We start from the raw sequence: 20,147 nt of genomic DNA, 5'->3' as shown, positions 1-20,147 counted from the left end.
TTGCCGGTCATTAGATCAACTAACACTTAGTGGGCGCCAGATAAGTCCACCAAGCAAGTTTCTCTTTAAAAGGGTGGGTTCATAATGGAAACAGTAATATCGTTTATAATAATTTTCGGTGCTTTAGTATTTTTTCATGAATTTGGCCATTTTCTTTTTGCAAAGCGCGCGGGCATTCTAGTCCGGGAATTTGCAATAGGAATGGGTCCGAAAATTTTGGGCATTACCAAAGGAGAAACACTTTACACCTTGCGTTTGCTGCCGATTGGCGGCTATGTGCGCATGGCAGGCGAAGATATGGATACTATCCACCTTCAGGCAGGCCATCGCATCGGCGTTCTGTTAAACAAAGAAGGCCAGGCTAAAAAGGTCATCATGAACCAAAAGCATGTTTATCCAGAAATCCTGTTTCTTGAAGTAGAAGAAGCGGATCTTGAAAAAGACCTGTGGATTAAAGGTTACGACGAAGATGAAAAGCTGGTTCGCATAGAAGTGGCGCGCGATGCGGTTGTAGAGGAAAATGGCAGAGAAACCATTTTGGCTCCTTATGACCGCCAGTTCGATTCAAAATCGGTTGGAAAGCGTTTTATGACGATTTTCGCAGGACCGCTGTTTAACTTTATTCTGGCATTTCTGATTTTTACAGCGCTTGGCATGATGCAGGGTGTTCCGACTTTTGAACCTGTTATTACCGAAGTCACAGAAGAAAGTCCGGCAGCAGAAGCTGGAATGCAAAATGGTGATCTGGTCACTGAAATTGAAGGGAATCCGATTGGCACGTGGGACGAACTGGTTGAGTCGGTTCAGAGCAATGCCGGCAATCCGCTTGATTTTAATGTTGACCGTGACGGTGAGCCGTTAAACTTCACTATTACACCTGAAATTTCAGAACAATCCCCTGAAGAAATCGGTGTTATTGGCGTACTTTACCAAAGCCCGGTTGAAAAAGATTTTCTCGGGTCTTTTGTCTACGGTGCTGAGCAAACCATCTTTTGGTTCAAGGAAATTTTCCGATTGTTGGGAATGCTGGTAACAGGACAATTTACGATTGATGCCTTGTCAGGTCCGGTTGGAATTTACAAAACGACTGAAGAAGTCGCACAATATGGATTCTTTACTTTGATGAGTTGGGCTGGCATGCTCAGCATCAACTTAGGAATTATGAACCTTCTGCCGCTTCCTGCGCTTGACGGAGGACGTCTAATGTTCTTCATTCTTGAAGCTGTGCGCGGCAAACCGGTTGATCGGCAAAAAGAAGGAATGGTTCACTTTGTTGGAATCATGCTTCTGATGCTGTTGATGATTGTTGTCACTTGGAACGATATCCAAAGATATTTCTTTTAATATAAGCGAGGGGGCATTACCGGACAGGCAGTCAATTTTGCCTGTCCTGAACTTTTAATTCATCAATAAAAATTCTATAGTCAGTTGAGGTGTATTCTGGAATGAAACAAACAGCAACTTTTATCCCGACTTTACGCGAAACTCCCGCCGATGCAGAAGTGAAATCGCATCAGCTCTTGTTGCGCGCAGGCTTTATCCGTCAAAACACCAGCGGCATCTATTCGTTTCTGCCGCTCGGCAAGCGCGTCCTTCAAAAAGTTGAAACCGTAATCCGTGAAGAAATGGAAGCTGCCAACAGCGTTGAAATCTTCATGCCTGCCCTTCAGCAGGCGGAACTGTGGCAGGAATCCGGACGCTGGTATTCATATGGCGACGAATTAATGCGTTTGAAAGACCGCAATGACCGGGAATTTGCACTGGGGGCGACACACGAAGAAGTTATTACGAGCCTCCTGCGCGATGAAATCAAATCGTACAAGAAGCTCCCTTTGAACCTCTACCAAATACAATCAAAGTTCAGAGACGAAAAGCGCCCACGTTTTGGTTTGTTGCGTGGACGTGAATTCCTGATGAAAGATGCTTATTCATTCCATGCTACTGCTGAGAGCCTGGATGAAACATATGACGTTATGATGCAGGCATATACCAACATCTTTACACGTCTCGGATTGAATTTCCGGGCAGTTATAGCCGATTCTGGTGCCATTGGCGGAAAAGACAATCATGAATTCATGGTGCTGTCGGAAATTGGTGAAGACACGATTGCTTATTCAGATAGTTCATCTCATGCAGCCAATATCGAAATGGCCGCGGTCAACGTTTCCTACCCAGTTTCAAATGAAACACCCCAAGCGATGGAAAAAGTGGCGACACCAGGCAAAAATACCATTTCTGATGTAGCAGAATTCCTTGAAGTCTCTGCTGAAAAATGCCTTAAAACGCTTGTGTTTAAAGCTGACGAGGAATTGGTCATTGTTTTGGCAAGAGGCGATCATGAAATCAACGACGTTAAAGTCAAACATGCAACAGGTGCCAAAGTGATTGAAATGGCAACACCAGAAGAAGTTCAGCAATTATTGTCTTGCGACATCGGCTCGCTTGGCCCAATCAACCTGCCAGAAGACGTTCGGTTGTTTGCAGATCATGCAGTCGAAACTATGGTCAACGGAGTGACGGGTGCCAACGAAAGCGGTTATCATTATAAGAACGTCACTCCTGGAAAAGACTTTGAACTTGCTGCATATCATGACCTGCGTTTTGTCCAAGAAGGAGATGCATCTCCAGACGGACAAGGAACAATCCAATTTGCAAAAGGCATCGAAGTCGGCCATATTTTCAAATTGGGCACGACTTACAGCATTCCGCTGAAAGGCACATTCCTGAACGATCAAGGTAAAGCGATGCCTTATATTATGGGGTGTTATGGAATCGGCGTGTCTCGTGTCATGGCAGCGATAGCTGAACAGTTCCAGGACGACAATGGCTTTACATGGCCGGACGTTGTAGCACCTTATGAGGTCCACCTGGTGCCGGTTAATGTTAAAGACGATGCACAGCGCGAGCTTGGAGAAGAGCTGTACACATTGCTGAAATCCAACCGCTACGAAGTGCTGCTCGATGACCGCAAAGAACGGGCGGGCGTAAAATTCACTGATGCAGATTTGATCGGTTTGCCGATCCGCATCACCATCGGCAAAAAAGCAGCTGAAGGAATCCTGGAAGTCAAAATACGGCGGACCGGTGAAACATTCGAATGGACGCGTGAAGAATTGCTCGATCAATTGCAGCAGTTTTTTAAAAAATAACAGCAAAATCTGATATGATGAAAGGAAAGTACATTATGTACTTTCCTTTCTTTTTCTGCTCGCTTTTGCGAAAAAATGACTTATATAGTTTTCAAGAAGCTGCAGCCTTACATTCATTAGTTCAACATATAAATTGCTCAGGCTTCAACGCCAATAAGGCAACAGGCATTTACGTATACTTAAATCACTACCACGAAGGGGATAATTATGACAAACCAGCAAGATCCTAAGATGCGCTTTAAATTGCTGCTTCAGCATCTCGACTTAACGGACGATGTCCATATGCCCTTTTTCGAAGAGGCTGAACTGACTCGGATGACCGTCCACAAAAAAGAGCGGTCCTGGAAATTTCTTGTGAAAGTGAGAGGCATCCTGCCAATCGAATTGTACTTATTATTAAAGCAACGTTTGTATAGCACCTTTTCTCCGATTGCTTCCATTCAGTTGAACATTGAGTCTGCTCAGGAAACGGCTCAAGAAGAGCTGGTCATGGCTTATTGGAAATATGCTGTTGAAGAACTGGCAGACATGGCGCCGCCGCTGCGCGATCGGCTCCTATCACAGGCGCCTGTATGGAACGGCAATAAGCTTATGCTGCAGTGCAATCACCAGCACGAAATGATGGCATTGAAATCCAAATACAGCGACAAGCTTGCGGGAGTCTATCAGCAGTTTGGTTTTCCTCACGTTGCGATCGATTTCCAACTGTCGGACGAAAACCAGGAAGCGGCTCATGAAGCATTCATGGCTGAACGTCTAAGAGAAGAAGAAGAAATGGCAAAAAAAGCCCTGTCAGATATGAAAAAACGGGAAACAGACCGTAAAGAAAACGGTGCTCCTGCGGGGCCATTCCAAATGGGAACGGCCATCAAACCGGATGAAACCATTTCCGAGATCAAATCCATTGTTGATGAAGAACGCCGTGTAACGATCGAAGGCTATGTCTTTGATGCAGAAGTGAGAGAGCTTCGAAGCGGGCGTTCCCTGTTGACGGTGAAAATCACCGATTATACGGATTCCATTCTTGTTAAAATGTTCTCGCGTGACAAAGAAGATGCCGAGCTGATGGCAAATGCCAAAAAAGGCATGTGGCTGAAAGCGCGCGGATCGATCCAAACCGACACTTTTGTGCGTGATTTGGTGATGATGGCGCAGGATATGGTCGAAATCAAACCCGAGCTTCGCCGGGATACAGCTGAAGAAAAGCGGGTTGAGCTGCATCTGCATACGCCGATGAGCCAAATGGACGCAGTTTCGTCTGTTGAGTCATTGGTCAGCCAAGCTGCTAAATGGGGGCATCCAGCCATTGCTATTACGGATCATGCTGGTGTCCAGTCGTTTCCGGATGCCTATGCCGCGAGCAAAAAACATGGCATAAAAGCCATTTTTGGCTTGGAAGCGAATTTAGTGGATGATGGCGTGCCGATTGCCTACGAAGAGCGCCATGCTTTACTCGAAGAAGAGACTTTCGTGGTGTTTGACTTGGAGACAACTGGCTTGTCTGCTGTTTACGACACTATCATTGAGCTTGCTGCAGTGAAGATCAAAGGCGGCCAGATTATTGACAAGTTCGAGAGCTTTGCGAATCCGCATCATGAATTGTCGTCCACGACGATTGACTTGACCGGAATCACCGATGATATGGTCAAAAATGCACCGGAAGTGGAAGAAGTGATTCGCAAATACCACGAATGGGCAGGCGACCATATTATGGTAGCCCACAATGCATCTTTTGATATGGGCTTCTTGTATGTTTGCTATAAAAAGTTCGGCATTGATACGAAGCACGCGACCATCGATACATTGGAATTGGCACGTATGCTGCATCCAGAGTTGAAAAATCATCGGTTGAATACATTGGCCAAAAAATTCGGCATTGAATTGACCCAGCATCACCGAGCCATATACGATACCGAAGCAACTTCTTATTTATTGACTTATTTACTAAAAGAAGCCGATCAAAAAGGCATTCTGTATCATGACCAACTGAACGATTATGTCGGCAGCGGCGATGCTTACAAGCGGTCGCGGCCAACCCATTGTACGCTGTTGGCGCAAAATGATGAAGGGTTGAAAAACCTTTTCAAACTGGTCTCTGCGTCGCATATCGATTATTTCTACCGAGTGCCGCGCATTCCGCGTTCGCTTCTTCAAAGACACCGTAAAGGTTTGCTGGTCGGTTCCGGCTGCGACAAAGGCGAAGTTTTTGAAGCTGTCATGCAAAAGTCGATGGAAGAAGTCGAAAAGACAGCGCAATTCTATGATTATTTGGAAGTTCATCCTAAAGAAGTTTATTCCCATTTGATTGAACGGGAAATGATTCGCGATGAATGGAATTTGGAAGACATTATCCGCAAACTCGTGAAAATCAGCCGCAAGTTGGAAATTCCGCTCGTGGCCACCGGTAACGTTCATTACTTGGACGAGACGGATGCGATTTTCCGTCAAGTGCTGATTGGATCTCAAGGCGGGGCAAATCCTTTGAACCGCCACAAATTGCCGAAAGTGCATTTCCGTACGACCAGTGAAATGCTGGATGCTTTCGAATTTCTTGGCAGTGAAACAGCACATGAGCTTGTAGTAGCGAACTCGGTAAAAATTTCTGAGATGATTGATGTTGTGAAGCCAATCAAAGATGAACTGTACACGCCTAAAATCGAAGGCGCTGACGAAGAAGTCCGGGAGTTAAGCTACGGCATGGCTCACCAAATTTATGGTCCGACTTTGCCTGAAATCGTGGAAGCCCGTATTGAAAAAGAATTGAAATCCATCATCGGGCACGGATTTGCGGTAATCTACCTGATTTCGCACAAACTCGTTAAAAAATCCCTGGATGATGGCTATCTGGTTGGTTCCCGAGGATCGGTCGGTTCTTCGCTGGTTGCGACATTGACGGAAATCACAGAAGTAAACCCGCTGCCGCCGCATTATATTTGCAGAAAATGCAAAAAATCGGAGTTTTTCGATGACGGTTCCGTCAGTTCCGGATTTGACTTGAAAGATAAGAATTGCCCGGATTGTGATATTCCGTACCAAAAAGAAGGACAGGATATTCCATTTGAAACATTTTTAGGATTTAAAGGAGATAAAGTTCCCGATATCGATTTGAACTTCAGTGGTGAATATCAGTCCAAAGCCCATAATTACACGAAAGAGTTATTTGGAGAAGACAATGTGTTCCGTGCTGGGACCATCGGAACGGTTGCTGAAAAAACGGCCTATGGCTATGTTCGCGGCTATGCGAACGACCGGGAGATGACGCTAAGAGGCGCTGAAATTGATCGCCTTGTTCAAGGGTGCTCGGGCGTTAAGCGAAGCACCGGACAACATCCAGGGGGAATTATCGTTGTTCCGGACTATATGGATATCTACGACTTCTCGCCGATTCAGTTTCCGGCAGATGCCCAGGATTCTGAATGGAAAACGACTCATTTTGATTTCCATTCGATCCACGATAATTTACTGAAGCTGGATATACTTGGGCACGATGACCCGACCGTTATCCGCATGCTCCAGGATTTATCCGGCATCGATCCAAAGACGATTCCAACAGACGATCCGGAAGTCATGAAAATATTCGCCGGTCCAGAATCGCTTGGAGTCACCAAAGAGCAGATTGGCTGCAAAACCGGAACATTGGGCATACCGGAATTTGGTACGCGCTTTGTGCGTCAGATGCTGGAAGAAACAAAGCCGAACACGTTCTCGGAGCTGGTCCAAATTTCCGGTCTGTCCCACGGGACGGACGTCTGGCTGAGCAATGCGCAGGAACTGATCCAAAACGGAACCTGCCAGCTGTCCGATGTCATCGGCTGCCGGGATGACATTATGGTCTATCTGATTTATCAGGGGCTGGAATCTTCATTGGCATTTAAAATTATGGAGTCTGTCCGTAAAGGGAAGGGCTTAACGCCGGAATTCGAAGAAGCAATGAAAAAAGAAGGCGTACCGAACTGGTATATTGAATCCTGCAAAAAGATCAAGTACATGTTCCCGAAAGCCCACGCGGCTGCCTATGTGCTGATGGCTGTGCGGATTGCCTACTTTAAAGTGCATTTCCCTGTTCTTTATTACGCAGCTTACTTCACAGTTCGTGCAGAAGATTTTGATGTTCAAGCGATGGCCAAAGGGTCGCACGCCATCCGGGCCAAAATTGATGAAATCAATGCCAAAGGATTGGAAGCATCGACAAAAGAGAAAAACTTATTGACGGTTATGGAACTGACGCTTGAGATGGTAGAGCGCGGCTTTACTTTCCAAAAGGTGGATCTGTATAAATCATCTGCCGATCAGTTTATCATTGACGGCAATAGCCTGATTCCGCCGTTCAATGCCATTCCGGGGTTAGGCACCAATGCTGCAAAATCCATCGTTGCTGCACGAGAGCATGGGGAATTCCTGTCGAAGGAAGACCTTCAGCAACGGGGCCGTGTTTCAAAAACAATCATCGAATACATGGACGATCTTGGATGCCTCGAAGGAATGCCTGAGGCCAACCAGCTGTCCTTGTTCTAGCTAGTTGCACCACAGCGCCATTTGTGGTATTATTGTAGTAACATTTACTGATAGCTCTGTCGCAGAAGAGTGGGTTCTCCCGCTCTTTTCTGTTTGTTATGGCATAAAATTGGCGGGAGGCATGTATGAGCAAAATTACAGAACAAATCGAGCAGATAGTACAGCCCATTACCAGTGAATTAGCACTGGAACTTGTAGATGTGGAATTCTTAAAAGAAGGCCGCGACTGGTTTCTACGAGTATATGTGGACAACCCGGAAGCACCTATTGACATTGATCAATGTGCGCTGGTAAGTGAGAAACTTAGTGAGATTTTGGATCAGCTAGATCCGATCGAACAAAACTACTTCCTGGAAGTTTCATCGCCAGGGGCAGAACGTCCATTAAAGAAAGAAAAAGATTTCGAAAAAGCTCTCGGCAAATTTATTTATATTAAGACTTATGAGCCGGTTGAAGACGCCAAAGAGTTTGAAGGCTACTTAAAGTCTTATGATGATGAACAAGTGGAAATTGAAATTAAAATCAAAACACGCAGAAAAATAATTAACATTCCAAAAGAGAAAATTGCAGTTATCCGTTTGGCTATTGATTTTTCTGTAAAACCTGATTGAAGAACCTGGGAGTGAATATAAATGAGCAGTGAGTTATTGGATGCTTTTGAAGTATTAGAGAAACAAAAAGGGATTTCGCGTGAAGTTCTGATTGAAGCTATTGAAGCGGCATTGGTAACGGCATATAAACGGAATTTCAACCAAGCGCAAAATGTCCGTGTGGATTTGAACTTGAACACTGGCACAATGCTGGTTTATTCCCGCAAAGATGTAGTGGAAGAAGTCGAAGACGAACGCCTTCACATTTCTTTGGAAGACGCCAAAGTGATCAACCCGGCATACGAGCTTGGAGATGTTGTAGAAGAAGAAGTGACGCCGCGCAATTTTGGGCGCATTGCTGCACAAACAGCGAAACAAGTGGTTACCCAGCGTGTCCGTGAAGCTGAACGCGGCTTGATCTTCGAAGAGTTCGTTGATCGTGCAGACGATATCGTCAATGGCATCGTCGAGCGTATGGATGCACGCAACCTTTATGTTGGCCTTGGCAAAGTAGAAGCTGTGCTTCCGCAGACAGAGCAAATGCCAAATGAACATTACAAACCGCATGACCGCATCAAAGTGTATATTACGAAAGTGGAACGCACTACACGTGGACCGCAAGTTTTTGTTTCACGCACCCATCCAGGATTGCTTCGCCGTTTGTTCGAGAACGAAGTACCTGAAATTTATGATGGCATTGTTGAAATCAAGTCTATTGCACGTGAAGCGGGAGATCGTTCAAAAATCTCTGTTTTTGCTCATCGTGACGACATCGATCCAGTTGGATCATGTGTTGGATCTAAAGGCGGCCGTGTTCAGACAATCGTCAATGAACTAAGCGGAGAAAAAATTGATATTGTGGAATGGTCTGAAGAGCCTGTTGTCTTTGTTGCAAATGCGCTTAGCCCATCCAAAGTGTTGGATGTCCAAGTGAATGAAGATGCGAAGTCAACTACGGTTGTCGTTCCAGACTATCAATTATCTCTTGCAATCGGCAAACGCGGACAAAATGCGCGCTTGGCAGCAAAATTAACCGGTTGGAAAATCGACATTAAGAGCGAGACAGATGCGCGGGAACTTGGAATTTATCCAAATCCGAACGCTGATATCGAATTAGTGGAATCCGATGAAGAACTGGACGACTTTGATTTTTACGAAGAAAAAGAATAATGTAGAAAAGGTGATGTCCGTTGGCTCTGCAAAAGAAAATTCCATTACGGAAGTGTGTAGCTACAGGCGAGATGCATCCTAAAAAAGAAATGATCCGCGTTGTACGTTCAAAAGAAGGCGAAGTATTTGTCGATTTGACGGGCAAGAAATCAGGACGCGGCGCGTACGTTTCGAAATCGGAAGATGCCATCGCGGCTGCCCGTAAAAAGAAAGTGCTGGACAAGCACTTGGAAGTTAAGGTTCCAGACGAAATCTATGATGAGTTAATTCGCGTCGTTCTCAGAGAGCAGTTGAAATAATGACTAAACAAAAAATTCTTCAATTGCTGGGATTGGCTACACGTGCAAGAATGACCATTTCCGGTGAAGAAATGACCGTGAACGAAGTCCGAAAAGGCAAAGCAAAATTAGTAATTGTCTCTGAAGATGCTTCAGACAACACCAGTAAAAAATTGCACGACAAATGCAAATCGTATGGAGTGGATGTTCATGTTTTTGCATCCCGTTTCGAGTTGGGACATGCGATAGGCAAAGAAGAGCGGGTAGTGATTGCAATTACCGATAAAGGTTTTGCAAAAAAAATAACCAGCTTATTCGAAGAAATTAATCGGGGGCGAGCAGATGACCAAAATTCGAGTACATGAATACGCTAAGAAGGTAGACAAGCCAAGCAAAGAGATTATTAATGAGTTGTCTAAACATAATATTACCGTACAAAACCATATGGCTACATTAGAAGACAATGCTGTATCGAAGTTAGACAGCATATACAAAAATGCTTCGGCTGGACAGCGTCCGCAAGCACCATCACGTCCATCAAGCCAAGGGCAATCACGTCCGGCACAAAGTGGACAATCACGCCCATCGCAAGGAGGGCAATCACGTCCATCAAGCCAAGGGCAATCGCGTCCATCGCAGGGCGGACAGTCGCGTCCATCAAGCCAAGGGCAATCACGCCCATCACAAGGCGGGCAGTCGCGTCCATCAGGACAAAGCCAATCACGTCCGGCAGCAGCACCGAGTCAAGGGCAATCCCGTTCACAAGGGAATGGCCAACGACCAACTACACCTGCGAAAACAGGTTCCAACTTTACTCCAAAAGCAGCTAAACCTACAGCAGGTCCTGGCCAGCGTTCTTCAGGACGTCCAGGCGGCGGAAACCGCAGCGGCTTCCAAAACCGCAACCGCAAAGGGAAGCAGCAGCAACCGGTAAATCCGTTGCCGCCAATGCCTAAAAAAGAAAAAGAATTACCAGCTAAAATCACTTTCAGCGAGTCGTTGACAGTAGCTGAGCTGGCGAAAAAATTAGGACGCGAGCCGTCTGAAATCATCAAAAAATTATTCATGCTTGGTGTAATGGCGACCATTAACCAAGAGTTGGATAAAGATGCAATCGAATTGATCTGTGCTGAGTACGAAGTTGAAGTAGAAGAAGAGATCTTGGTGGATAAAACCGATCTTGAAGTTTACTTTGAACCGGAAGACGAAAGCCTTAACCAAGAACGTCCACCGGTCGTAACCATCATGGGACACGTTGACCATGGTAAAACGACTTTGCTTGACTCAATCCGCCACACGAAAGTGACGGCAGGAGAAGCAGGCGGAATTACACAGCATATCGGCGCATACCAGGTAGTCGATAACGGCAAAAAAATCACGTTCCTTGATACACCTGGACACGCAGCTTTTACAACAATGCGTGCTCGTGGAGCTAAAGTAACGGATCTTGCGATTATCGTTGTTGCAGCTGATGACGGCGTTATGCCGCAAACGGTTGAAGCAATCAACCACGCCAAAGCAGCAGAGGTTCCAATTATCATTGCAGTCAACAAAATGGATAAGCCTAGTGCAAATCCTGACCGTGTTATGCAGGAATTGACAGACCATGGATTGGTTCCCGAAGCTTGGGGCGGCGATACGATTTTCGTACCGATTTCCGCTTTGAAAGGCGACGGCATCGATTCATTGCTTGAAATGATCTTATTGGTATCAGAGGTCGGCGAACTAAAAGCCAACCCTGCACGCCGTGCGATTGGTACGGTTATTGAAGCGGAGCTTGATAAAGGCCGCGGTTCAGTAGCTACACTACTTGTGCAAGATGGAACATTAAAAGTTGGAGACCCAATCGTTGTCGGCAATACTTTCGGCCGCGTTCGTGCAATGGTATCTGACCTTGGCCGCCGCGTAAAAGAGGCTGGTCCATCAACACCGGTTGAAATCACAGGTTTGAATGATGTACCTCAAGCAGGAGATCGCTTTGTTGTCTTTGAAGATGAAAAAACAGCTCGTCAAGTGGGAGAAACGCGTGCTACTTCAGCGCTTCAAGTTCAGCGTTCTGAAAAAACACGGGTAACGCTTGATAACTTGTTTGATCAATTGAAACAAGGCGAGATGAAAGAATTGAACTTGATTGTCAAAGCTGACGTTCAAGGAGCAGTTGAAGCAATGGCTGCGTCTCTTCTGAAAATTGATGTTGAAGGCGTTAATGTGAAGATCATCCACACAGGCGCTGGTGCTATCACAGAATCTGATATTTCATTGGCGGCTGCATCTAATGCCATCGTTATTGGATTCAACGTCCGTCCTGATGCAAACGCGAAACGCGCTGCTGATGCAGAAGGCGTAGACATCCGTCTACACCGCATCATTTATAAAGTGATCGAAGAAATTGAATTTGCGATGAAAGGATTGCTTGATCCGGAATTTGAAGAAAAAATTATCGGCCAAGCAGAAATCCGCAGCACGTTTAAAGTTTCTAAAGTCGGAACAATTGCCGGAAGCTATGTAACAGAAGGCAAAATCACGAGAGACAGCGGCGTTCGTGTCATTCGTGAAGGCATTGTTGTATTCGAAGGTGAAATCGATACCTTGAAGCGCTTTAAAGACGATGCCAAAGAAGTGGCAAAAGGCTACGAATGCGGAATTACCATCAAAAACTTCAATGATGTGAAAGAATTGGATATTATCGAAGCTTACGTTATGGAAGAAATCGAACGTAAATGATCCTGTACATGGAATGCGAATTTTTCATTCCAACGGCACATTCGTTAAAAGATAAGCGGGCAGTGGTGAAAAGCATGCTGACCCGCAGCAGGCAGAAATTCAACGTTTCCGCAGCAGAGATTGATCACCAGAATGTTTGGCAGCGGACCCGCATCGCCTTTGTAATTGTGTCATCCTCAAAAGAGGTGGCAGATAAAGAAATGGCGCAGGTACTCTACTATCTGGAAAGCAATCCTGCGTGGGAATGCTTGGAGATTGAAAAAGAATATTTGTAAGAACGAGGTGGATTAGCAATGACAATGCGCGCGAATCGTGTAGCTGAGCAGATGAAAAAAGAGCTCAGCGATATCATCAGCCGAAAACTGAAAGATCCACGTATCGGATTTGTCACTGTAACAGATGTTGAAGTTACAGGAGATCTCCAGCAGGCAACTGTATACATCAGCGTTTTAGGCGAAGACCACGCAAAAGAGCAGACATTGCTTGGGTTAACGAAGTCAAAAGGATTTATCCGTTCTGAAATTGGACAGCGGATCCGTCTTCGTAAAACTCCTGAACTGTCTTTCGAAATCGATTCATCTGTTGCTTACGGCAATCGGATTGATTCGCTGTTGCGTGACATTCAAGAACCAAAAGAAGATTAAAATCAAAGCCTGCTGTCTATTCCAGATAGCAGGCTTTTTTTTGCATCAAACAAAGGAGCTATGGATTATGGCGCTAAATGGAATTCTTCCATTATGGAAAGAAAAAGGGATGACCTCCCATGACTGTGTTTTTAAATTGAGAAAAATCCTGCAAACAAAAAAGGTCGGACATACCGGGACGCTGGATCCTGAAGTGGATGGCGTGCTGCCAATCTGCATCGGCAACACGACCAAAGTTGCTGAATACATCACCGACCAGGGAAAGACTTATGAAGCGGAAGTGACAATCGGCTATTCGACTGAAACGGAAGATGCGACTGGAGAAACAGTGGACACGGACGATTCAGAGAAGCATATTACACGGGAGCAAGTCGAAGTGGCATTGTTTGGGCTGACAGGAAGCATCAAACAAATTCCGCCCATGTATTCGGCGGTTAAAGTAAATGGCAAGAAACTTTATGAGTACGCGCGCCAGGGACTTCCTGTTGAACGTCCGGAGCGCACAGTTCGCATCGACTCGATTGAGTTGCTGGATGATGATCAGCAATGGGCAGGACAGGAGATTAAGTTCAATATCCGCATCCGTTGCGGCAAAGGAACATACATCCGAACATTAGCCGTGCAGATTGGAGAAGCATTAGGCTATCCTGCACATATGTCTAGGCTTACCCGAACAGAATCCGGTAAATTCAGCCAAAAAGATTGTGTCACGCTTGCCGAAGTGGCCGAACTTGCTCAAAATGGACATATCGGCGACATTTTGAAACCGCTCAGCTATGGCTTAAGTGCGTTTCCATTTATGGAGATTGAACCTAAGCAGATTTTTGCTGTGAAAAATGGTCAGGTGCTGGCACGCCATGCCATACTCGATCAAATGGGATTTGTGGTATTGACGTATAAGGGGCAGCCTGTAGCACTTTATAAAAATCATCCTGAAAAAGCGGACAAGATGAAACCTGAAAAAATGTTCGGTTTTCCGACAGCAGACGAGGTGTAAGATGGAAATTATTCATTTGAGTTATCCAATTCACGTAAAACCTGATAGCGAAACCGGTCCTTTGTCGCTGGCGCTCGGCTTTTTTGACGGGGTACATAAAGGGCATCAGCGGGTTATAGGCGAAGCAATGGAACAGGCTGTAGAAAAAAACATCAAGTCCGCAGTCATGACCTTTGATCCGCATCCGTCTCTGGTGCTTGGCGGACGCAAAGAAGAAGTCTTCTACATCACGCCCATGCAGCAAAAAATGGAGATACTGGAAGAGATGGGCGTGGATTACTGCTTTATTGTCCGCTTTACATCCGAATTCGCCAAATTGACCCCTGAGGAATTTATCGAGATTTTTATTAAAGGCCTCAATGTAAGGCATGTTACTGCTGGATTTGATTTTTCATTTGGCAGCAGGGGCAAAGGCGATATGGCGTTGATGAAAAGAGCTGCCGAAAGCTTTTACGATGTCACAGTGATCGATAAGCAAGAAGCAGGTGATGAAAAAATCAGCTCGACGCGCATCCGCGAATTATTAAAGCAAGGCACCGTTGATCAGGTATGCCACCTTCTGGGTCGTCCGTTCCGGGTAATCGGCACCGTTGTCAATGGCGACAAGCGCGGCCGCACTATTGGTTTTCCGACAGCTAACGTAGAACCCGAGCTTGGTGCCATCGTGCCAAGCCGCGGCGTCTACGCCGTCAGAATTCAGGTGCAAGGGCAATTTTACAACGGTGTCTGCAACATCGGCTACAAACCGACCTTCAATAATCCAGATGTAAAAAAACAAGTGATCGAAGTCCATATCCTCGATTTTGACAAGTCGATCTACGGGGAAATGGTAGAAGTCGAATGGCATGAACGGATCCGGGATGAGCAGAAATTTTCGGGCATCGACGAGTTGAAGGCGCAGATTCAGCGGGACAAAGAGACAGCCGAAAGGTTTTTTGCAGCCATTAATTAGCCGGTGCAGTTGATTTTGAAAAAGCCTTATGCTATTATTTATGAGTACTGAATGTACAAACCGTTGCTTGGCAAATCGAATCACCAACGTTTGCTCGGTAATTGGGGATATCAGAAATTAGGAGGTGGAAACAGTATGGCAATCACACAAGAACGTAAAAATGAATTGATCAATGAATACAAAGTGCATGACACTGATACTGGGTCTGCAGAAATTCAAATCGCCATTCTTACAGAAGACATCAACAACTTGAATGAGCACTTACGTACTCACAAAAAAGATCATCACTCACGTCGTGGTCTATTCAAAATGGTTGGACGCCGTCGTAACTTGCTGAAATACTTACGTGAAAACGAAGTAGCTCGCTACCGCGAGTTAATCGCAAGACTTGGCCTACGCCGTTAATAGCAAACAGAAAAAAGCGGGATTCGTCCCGCTTTTTCTTTATGGATAAAACTTTAATCTGGCGCATCGCACACCGGATGCATTTTTGATACACTACTAATGGATACATATAGTATATAGAAACAAGGTAATAGAGAGGAGCTCGATATTATGGAGCAAACAAAAAAAGTTTACACACTTGATTGGGCAGGCCGTGAATTACAGGTTGAGGTCGGCCAATTGGCAAAACAAGCAAACGGAGCAGCATTGATCCGTTATGGTGATACAGCAGTTCTTTCAACTGCAACCGCTTCAAAAACTCCAAAACCACTGGATTTCTTTCCACTGACAGTAAACTACGAAGAGCGTCTATACGCTGTCGGCAAAATTCCAGGCGGATTTATCAAACGCGAAGGACGTCCTTCTGAAAAAGCGACGTTGACAAGCCGTTTGATCGACCGTCCAATCCGCCCGCTATTTCCGGATGGCTTCCGTAATGAAGTACAGGTTATTTCAATGGTTATGTCAGTCGATCAGGATTGCCCTTCAGAAATGGCTGCCATGTTCGGCTCTTCATTAGCGTTAATGATTTCCGATATTCCATTCGGTGGACCGATTGCTGGAGTAATCGTTGGCTTGATCGATGGACAATTCATCATCAACCCGACAAATGACCAGCTTGACAAGAGCTCGATCAACTTGACGGTTGCCGGAACAAAAGAGGCCATCAATATGGTGGAAGCAGGAGCGAAAGAAGTTTCTGAAGAAATCATTTTGGAAGCGATCATGTTCGGCCACGAAGAAATCAAGAAATTGATTGCTTTCCAGGAACAGATTGCTGCTGAAGTCGGAAAAGATAAAACTGATATCCAGCTTTACGAACTAGATGCAGAATTGACAAGCTCACTTAAAGAAGCTGTAGAAGCGGATTTGAATGCGGCTGTCCAAATCAATGAAAAACAAGCGCGCAATGAAGCGATTGATGAAGTTAAAGCCCGCGCGATGGCATCTTACGAAGAATCGGACGATGCAGTGAAAAAACAAGCTGGCCAAATTCTTGATAAAATGGTTAAAGATGAAGTTCGCCGTTTGATCACTGACGAGAAAATCCGTCCGGATGGCCGTGGGCCTTCTGAAATCCGTCCATTATCTTCTGAAGTCGGCATTTTAAACCGTACACACGGTTCTGGTTTGTTCACGCGTGGACAAACGCAGGCGATGAGCATTTGTACACTAGGCGCTTTAGGTGATGTTCAAATCATCGACGGCCTTGGCATTGAAGATACGAAACGCTTTATGCATCATTACAACTTCCCGTTGTTCTCAGTAGGCGAAACCGGATTCCTTCGTGGACCTGGCCGCCGCGAAATTGGACACGGGGCACTTGGAGAACGTGCGCTTGAAGCGGTCATTCCAAACGAAAAAGATTTTCCATACACAATCCGTCTAGTAGCGGAAGTATTGGAATCAAATGGTTCCACTTCACAGGCAAGCATCTGTGCGTCAACGCTTGCTATGATGGATGCTGGTGTTCCATTGTCAGCTCCAGTAGCAGGTATCGCGATGGGTCTTGTTAAAAAAGGCGATAACTATACCGTGTTGTCTGATATCCAAGGCATGGAAGATTACCTTGGCGATATGGACTTTAAAGTGGCGGGTACTGCTAAAGGCATTACGGCTCTTCAAATGGACATTAAGATCGATGGTCTTTCTCGTGAAATTTTGGAAGAAGCATTGGCTCAGGCTCAAATCGGCCGTATCCACATCCTTGAATCGATGCTGGCAACGATTGCTGAACCTAGAACAACTCTTTCCAAATTCGCACCTAAAATCATCATGGTGAAGATCAACCCTGACAAGATCCGCGATGTTATCGGACCTGGCGGCAAAGTGATCAACAAAATCATTGATGAAACAGGCGTTAAGATTGATACAGAACAAGATGGCACCATCTTCATTTCATCTGTTGACGAAGAAATGAATGCAAAAGCGAAAGCGATGATTGAAAACATCGTGCGTGAAGCAAAAGTCGGCGAATACTACGAAGGCAAAGTAAAACGCATTGAGAAGTTCGGTGCCTTCGTGGAATTGTTCCCAGGCAAAGATGGCCTTCTTCATATTTCTGAAATCCAGGAAGAACGGACAAAAGAAGTTGAAGATGTTCTGAAAATGGATCAGGTTCTTCAAGTCAAAGTAATTGAAATTGACCGCCAAGGACGTGTAAACTTATCACGTAAGATTGTATTGAAAGAACAAAAAGAAGCAGCAGAAAAACAAAACCAAGAATAATCAACCATTCAAATTGCCGACTTTGTCGGCAATTTTTTACTATGAGGAGGAACATGCACATGGTGACTACTAAGACTTGCAAAAACGGATTGCGCATTGTTTCCGAACATATTCCCTATTTCCATTCAGTAGCGGTAGGGGTCTTTGTCAATAATGGCTCCCGTGATGAACTTCCGGAAGAAAACGGGATTACGCATTTTATCGAACATATGCTGTTCAAAGGAACTGACCTGCGCACAGCAAAGGAGATTGCCCGGGAATTTGACCGTATCGGCGGGGATATCAATGCCTATACGTCAAAAGAGTATACTTGCTATTACGCTAAAGTATTGGATCATCATGCAGAACATGCCGTGGCTGTATTAGCTGATATGCTGTTCCATTCGCAAATGGATCCAGTAGAGTTCGATAAGGAACGCCAAGTCATTCTTGAGGAAATCAGCATGACAGAAGATATGCCGGATGATGATGTCCACGAACAGCTGTGGCGCGTCATGTATCCGAAAAATTCGATCGGAGCACCCATACTTGGGACCGCTGAAACACTCGCCAGCTTCACACCGGAGAAGATCCGCGATTACATGGACCGGCATTACACACCAGCTAACACCGTCGTTTCGGTAGCTGGCAATATTACACCAGCATTGCTGGAGACGATTGAAGCGTTGTTTGGTGCTTTTGAAAGGAAAGAAAGTCCTAAAAAATATGAACTGCCTGTTTTTACATCCGGTTACTCTTTAAAGAACAAAGAAACAGAACAGGGTCATCTATGCCTCGGATTTCCCGGGCTGTCGCTAAACGATCCTGATATTTATAACATCACTGTTTTAAATAATATTATCGGCGGCTCGATGTCTTCAAGGCTGTTCCAGGAAATTCGGGAGCAACGCGGTTTGGCTTATTCGATCTTTTCGTATCATTCAGCCTACTCCGATCACGGAACCTTGGCGATATACGGCGGAACTTCAGACGAACAGATGGCTGAAATGCAGCAGGTAATTTTGAGCTTGCTGAAAGAATTGAAAAACGGAGGGATTACGCAGCAGGAAATCACCGACTCAAAAGAGCAGCTGAAAGGCAGCTTGATGCTGGGGCTAGAAAGCACCAGTGCCCGCATGAGCCGAAACGGCAGACATGAATTGCTGCTGGGCAAACACCAAACGTACGATGAAGTACTTGAGCAAATCGATCTTGTATCACTCGAAAAAGTTTTATCCTTGCTGGATATTCTGGTGAAGTCACCTGCCATTTCCATTATTCGTCCGAAAGAAGCTCTCTTAGTTTAAGGGAGCTTTTTGTTGTTTCGTTTCTCTAGCAGACTAAATTATGTTACAATAACTCAAATCACCATTGAAGGAGCGAATATTGTGAAAACATATAACGTAGCAATTATGGGAGCAACAGGGGCAGTTGGCCAACAAATGAAAGATCAATTGGAGAAGCGGAAATTTCCGGTAAAAGACATTGTCTTTTTGTCTTCAAGCCGTTCGGCCGGTAAAGAAATTAGATTCAACGGCAAAACATTCACCGTTCAGGAAGCAAAACCTGAATCATTTGAAGGCATCGACATCGCGTTGTTCAGTGCTGGCGGCAGTGTATCGGAAAAGTTTGCGCCGGAAGCTGTCAAGCGCGGGGCAATCGTCATCGACAACACCAGCGCATTCCGGATGGACAAGGAAGTGCCGCTTGTCGTACCTGAAGTGAACAAAAGCGACCTCTCTCTACATAAGGGCATCATCGCCAACCCGAACTGTTCCACCATCCAGATGGTCTGCGCCTTGCAGCCGTTGAAAGAGCAGTTTGGCATGACCAAAATTGTCGTCTCTACCTATCAGGCCGTTTCAGGAGCGGGCATTGACGCCATTAATGAACTAAAAGCCCAGTCGGCTGATTTTGACAACGCCAAAACGGCGGATGCGAACATGCTGCCGGTCAAGTCTGCCGCGCGTCATTATCCGATTGCATTTAATGCGATTCCGCAAATCGATCAGTTTACAGACAACGGCTACACATTTGAAGAAATGAAAATGATCAATGAAACCAAGAAAATCATGCATGACGATTCCTTGGCTGTCGCAGCTACATGCGTGCGGCTGCCTGTGGTCACAGGGCATTCAGAATCAGTGTATGTCGAGCTTAAAGGCGCAGCAACTGTTGAACAGATCAAACAGGCAATGGTCGATGCGCCAGGTGTTGAATTGATGGATGATCCTTCAAACCAAGTCTACCCAATGCCGTTGATGGCTGCAGGACTGGACGAAGTGTTTGTCGGGCGTATCCGCCAGGACCTGGACAATCCGAATGGCTTCCACCTATGGGTCGTTTCAGACAACTTGGTCAAGGGTGCCGCACTGAATTCGGTGCAGATTGCAGAAGCATTAATCGACGAAAATATCATTTAAATTAAAACAGCAATCGTTTAAATAAACCGGCCATTGCGCCGGTTTATTTTTTT

At 45.4% G+C, this 20,147-nt stretch carries 16 protein-coding genes; all 16 read left to right on the top strand.

Going from position 1 to position 20,147, the window contains the following annotated elements; all coding sequences use genetic code 11:
* Positions 1–84 precede the first annotated feature (84 nt).
* On the top strand, positions 85–1,344 hold the full coding sequence (gene rseP, locus QOZ98_RS02915) for an RIP metalloprotease RseP (protein WP_308786026.1): 1,260 nt from the start codon (positions 85–87) through the stop codon (positions 1,342–1,344).
* Positions 1,345–1,445: 101 nt separating this feature from the next.
* Positions 1,446–3,149 carry a proline--tRNA ligase gene (locus QOZ98_RS02910; protein ID WP_308786025.1) on the top strand — a complete coding sequence of 568 codons (1,704 nt, stop codon included), beginning with the start codon at positions 1,446–1,448 and terminating at the stop codon, positions 3,147–3,149.
* A gap of 207 nt (positions 3,150–3,356) precedes the next feature.
* Positions 3,357–7,664: a PolC-type DNA polymerase III gene (locus QOZ98_RS02905; RefSeq protein ID WP_308786024.1), complete on the top strand. Its 4,308-nt coding sequence runs from the start codon at positions 3,357–3,359 to the stop codon at positions 7,662–7,664.
* Between the two features lie 125 nt (positions 7,665–7,789).
* On the top strand, positions 7,790–8,275 hold the full coding sequence (gene rimP / locus QOZ98_RS02900) for a ribosome maturation factor RimP (RefSeq protein ID WP_142826551.1): 486 nt from the start codon (positions 7,790–7,792) through the stop codon (positions 8,273–8,275).
* Positions 8,276–8,296: 21 nt separating this feature from the next.
* Complete coding sequence (nusA, locus tag QOZ98_RS02895; protein WP_308786023.1) at positions 8,297–9,424, top strand: transcription termination factor NusA; 1,128 nt, start codon at positions 8,297–8,299, stop codon at positions 9,422–9,424.
* A 20-nt stretch (positions 9,425–9,444) separates the two neighbouring features.
* Entirely contained in the window at positions 9,445–9,723 is a 279-nt protein-coding gene (rnpM, locus tag QOZ98_RS02890) for an RNase P modulator RnpM (RefSeq protein ID WP_308786022.1), read from the top strand.
* On the top strand, positions 9,723–10,067 hold the full coding sequence (locus QOZ98_RS02885; protein ID WP_142826548.1) for a YlxQ family RNA-binding protein: 345 nt from the start codon (positions 9,723–9,725) through the stop codon (positions 10,065–10,067). Before rnpM ends, QOZ98_RS02885 begins: the two co-directional genes overlap by 1 nt.
* A complete protein-coding gene (infB, locus tag QOZ98_RS02880) occupies positions 10,045–12,426 on the top strand; it encodes a translation initiation factor IF-2 (RefSeq protein WP_308786021.1) in 2,382 nt (793 codons plus the stop codon). The genes QOZ98_RS02885 and infB overlap by 23 nt, the downstream gene beginning before the upstream one ends.
* Complete coding sequence (locus tag QOZ98_RS02875) at positions 12,423–12,701, top strand: DUF503 domain-containing protein (protein WP_142826546.1); 279 nt, start codon at positions 12,423–12,425, stop codon at positions 12,699–12,701. The genes infB and QOZ98_RS02875 overlap by 4 nt, the downstream gene beginning before the upstream one ends.
* An 18-nt stretch (positions 12,702–12,719) precedes the next feature.
* Entirely contained in the window at positions 12,720–13,070 is a 351-nt protein-coding gene (rbfA, locus tag QOZ98_RS02870; RefSeq protein ID WP_142826545.1) for a 30S ribosome-binding factor RbfA, read from the top strand.
* A gap of 67 nt (positions 13,071–13,137) precedes the next feature.
* Entirely contained in the window at positions 13,138–14,067 is a 930-nt protein-coding gene (gene truB, locus QOZ98_RS02865) for a tRNA pseudouridine(55) synthase TruB (protein WP_308786020.1), read from the top strand.
* 1 nt (position 14,068) lies between these two features.
* On the top strand, positions 14,069–15,019 hold the full coding sequence (ribF, locus tag QOZ98_RS02860) for a riboflavin biosynthesis protein RibF (RefSeq protein WP_308786019.1): 951 nt from the start codon (positions 14,069–14,071) through the stop codon (positions 15,017–15,019).
* 135 nt (positions 15,020–15,154) lie between these two features.
* Positions 15,155–15,424, top strand: coding sequence for a 30S ribosomal protein S15 (rpsO, locus tag QOZ98_RS02855; protein ID WP_142826542.1), 270 nt, complete (start codon positions 15,155–15,157; stop codon positions 15,422–15,424).
* A 150-nt stretch (positions 15,425–15,574) separates the two neighbouring features.
* The gene (pnp, locus tag QOZ98_RS02850; RefSeq protein WP_308786018.1) at positions 15,575–17,692 is read left to right on the top strand and encodes a polyribonucleotide nucleotidyltransferase; all 2,118 of its coding nucleotides are present in this window, start codon (positions 15,575–15,577) and stop codon (positions 17,690–17,692) included.
* A 59-nt stretch (positions 17,693–17,751) separates the two neighbouring features.
* On the top strand, positions 17,752–18,978 hold the full coding sequence (locus QOZ98_RS02845) for a M16 family metallopeptidase (RefSeq protein ID WP_308786017.1): 1,227 nt from the start codon (positions 17,752–17,754) through the stop codon (positions 18,976–18,978).
* A 78-nt stretch (positions 18,979–19,056) separates the two neighbouring features.
* Positions 19,057–20,094 (top strand): aspartate-semialdehyde dehydrogenase, encoded by a 1,038-nt coding sequence (locus QOZ98_RS02840; protein ID WP_308786136.1) that lies wholly within the window; start codon positions 19,057–19,059, stop codon positions 20,092–20,094.
* Positions 20,095–20,147 lie beyond the last annotated feature (53 nt).

Source organism: Planomicrobium stackebrandtii (assembly GCF_030814955.1).
Taxonomy (GTDB): domain Bacteria; phylum Bacillota; class Bacilli; order Bacillales_A; family Planococcaceae; genus Planococcus; species Planococcus stackebrandtii.
This window is presented reverse-complemented; position numbering and strand designations above follow the sequence as displayed.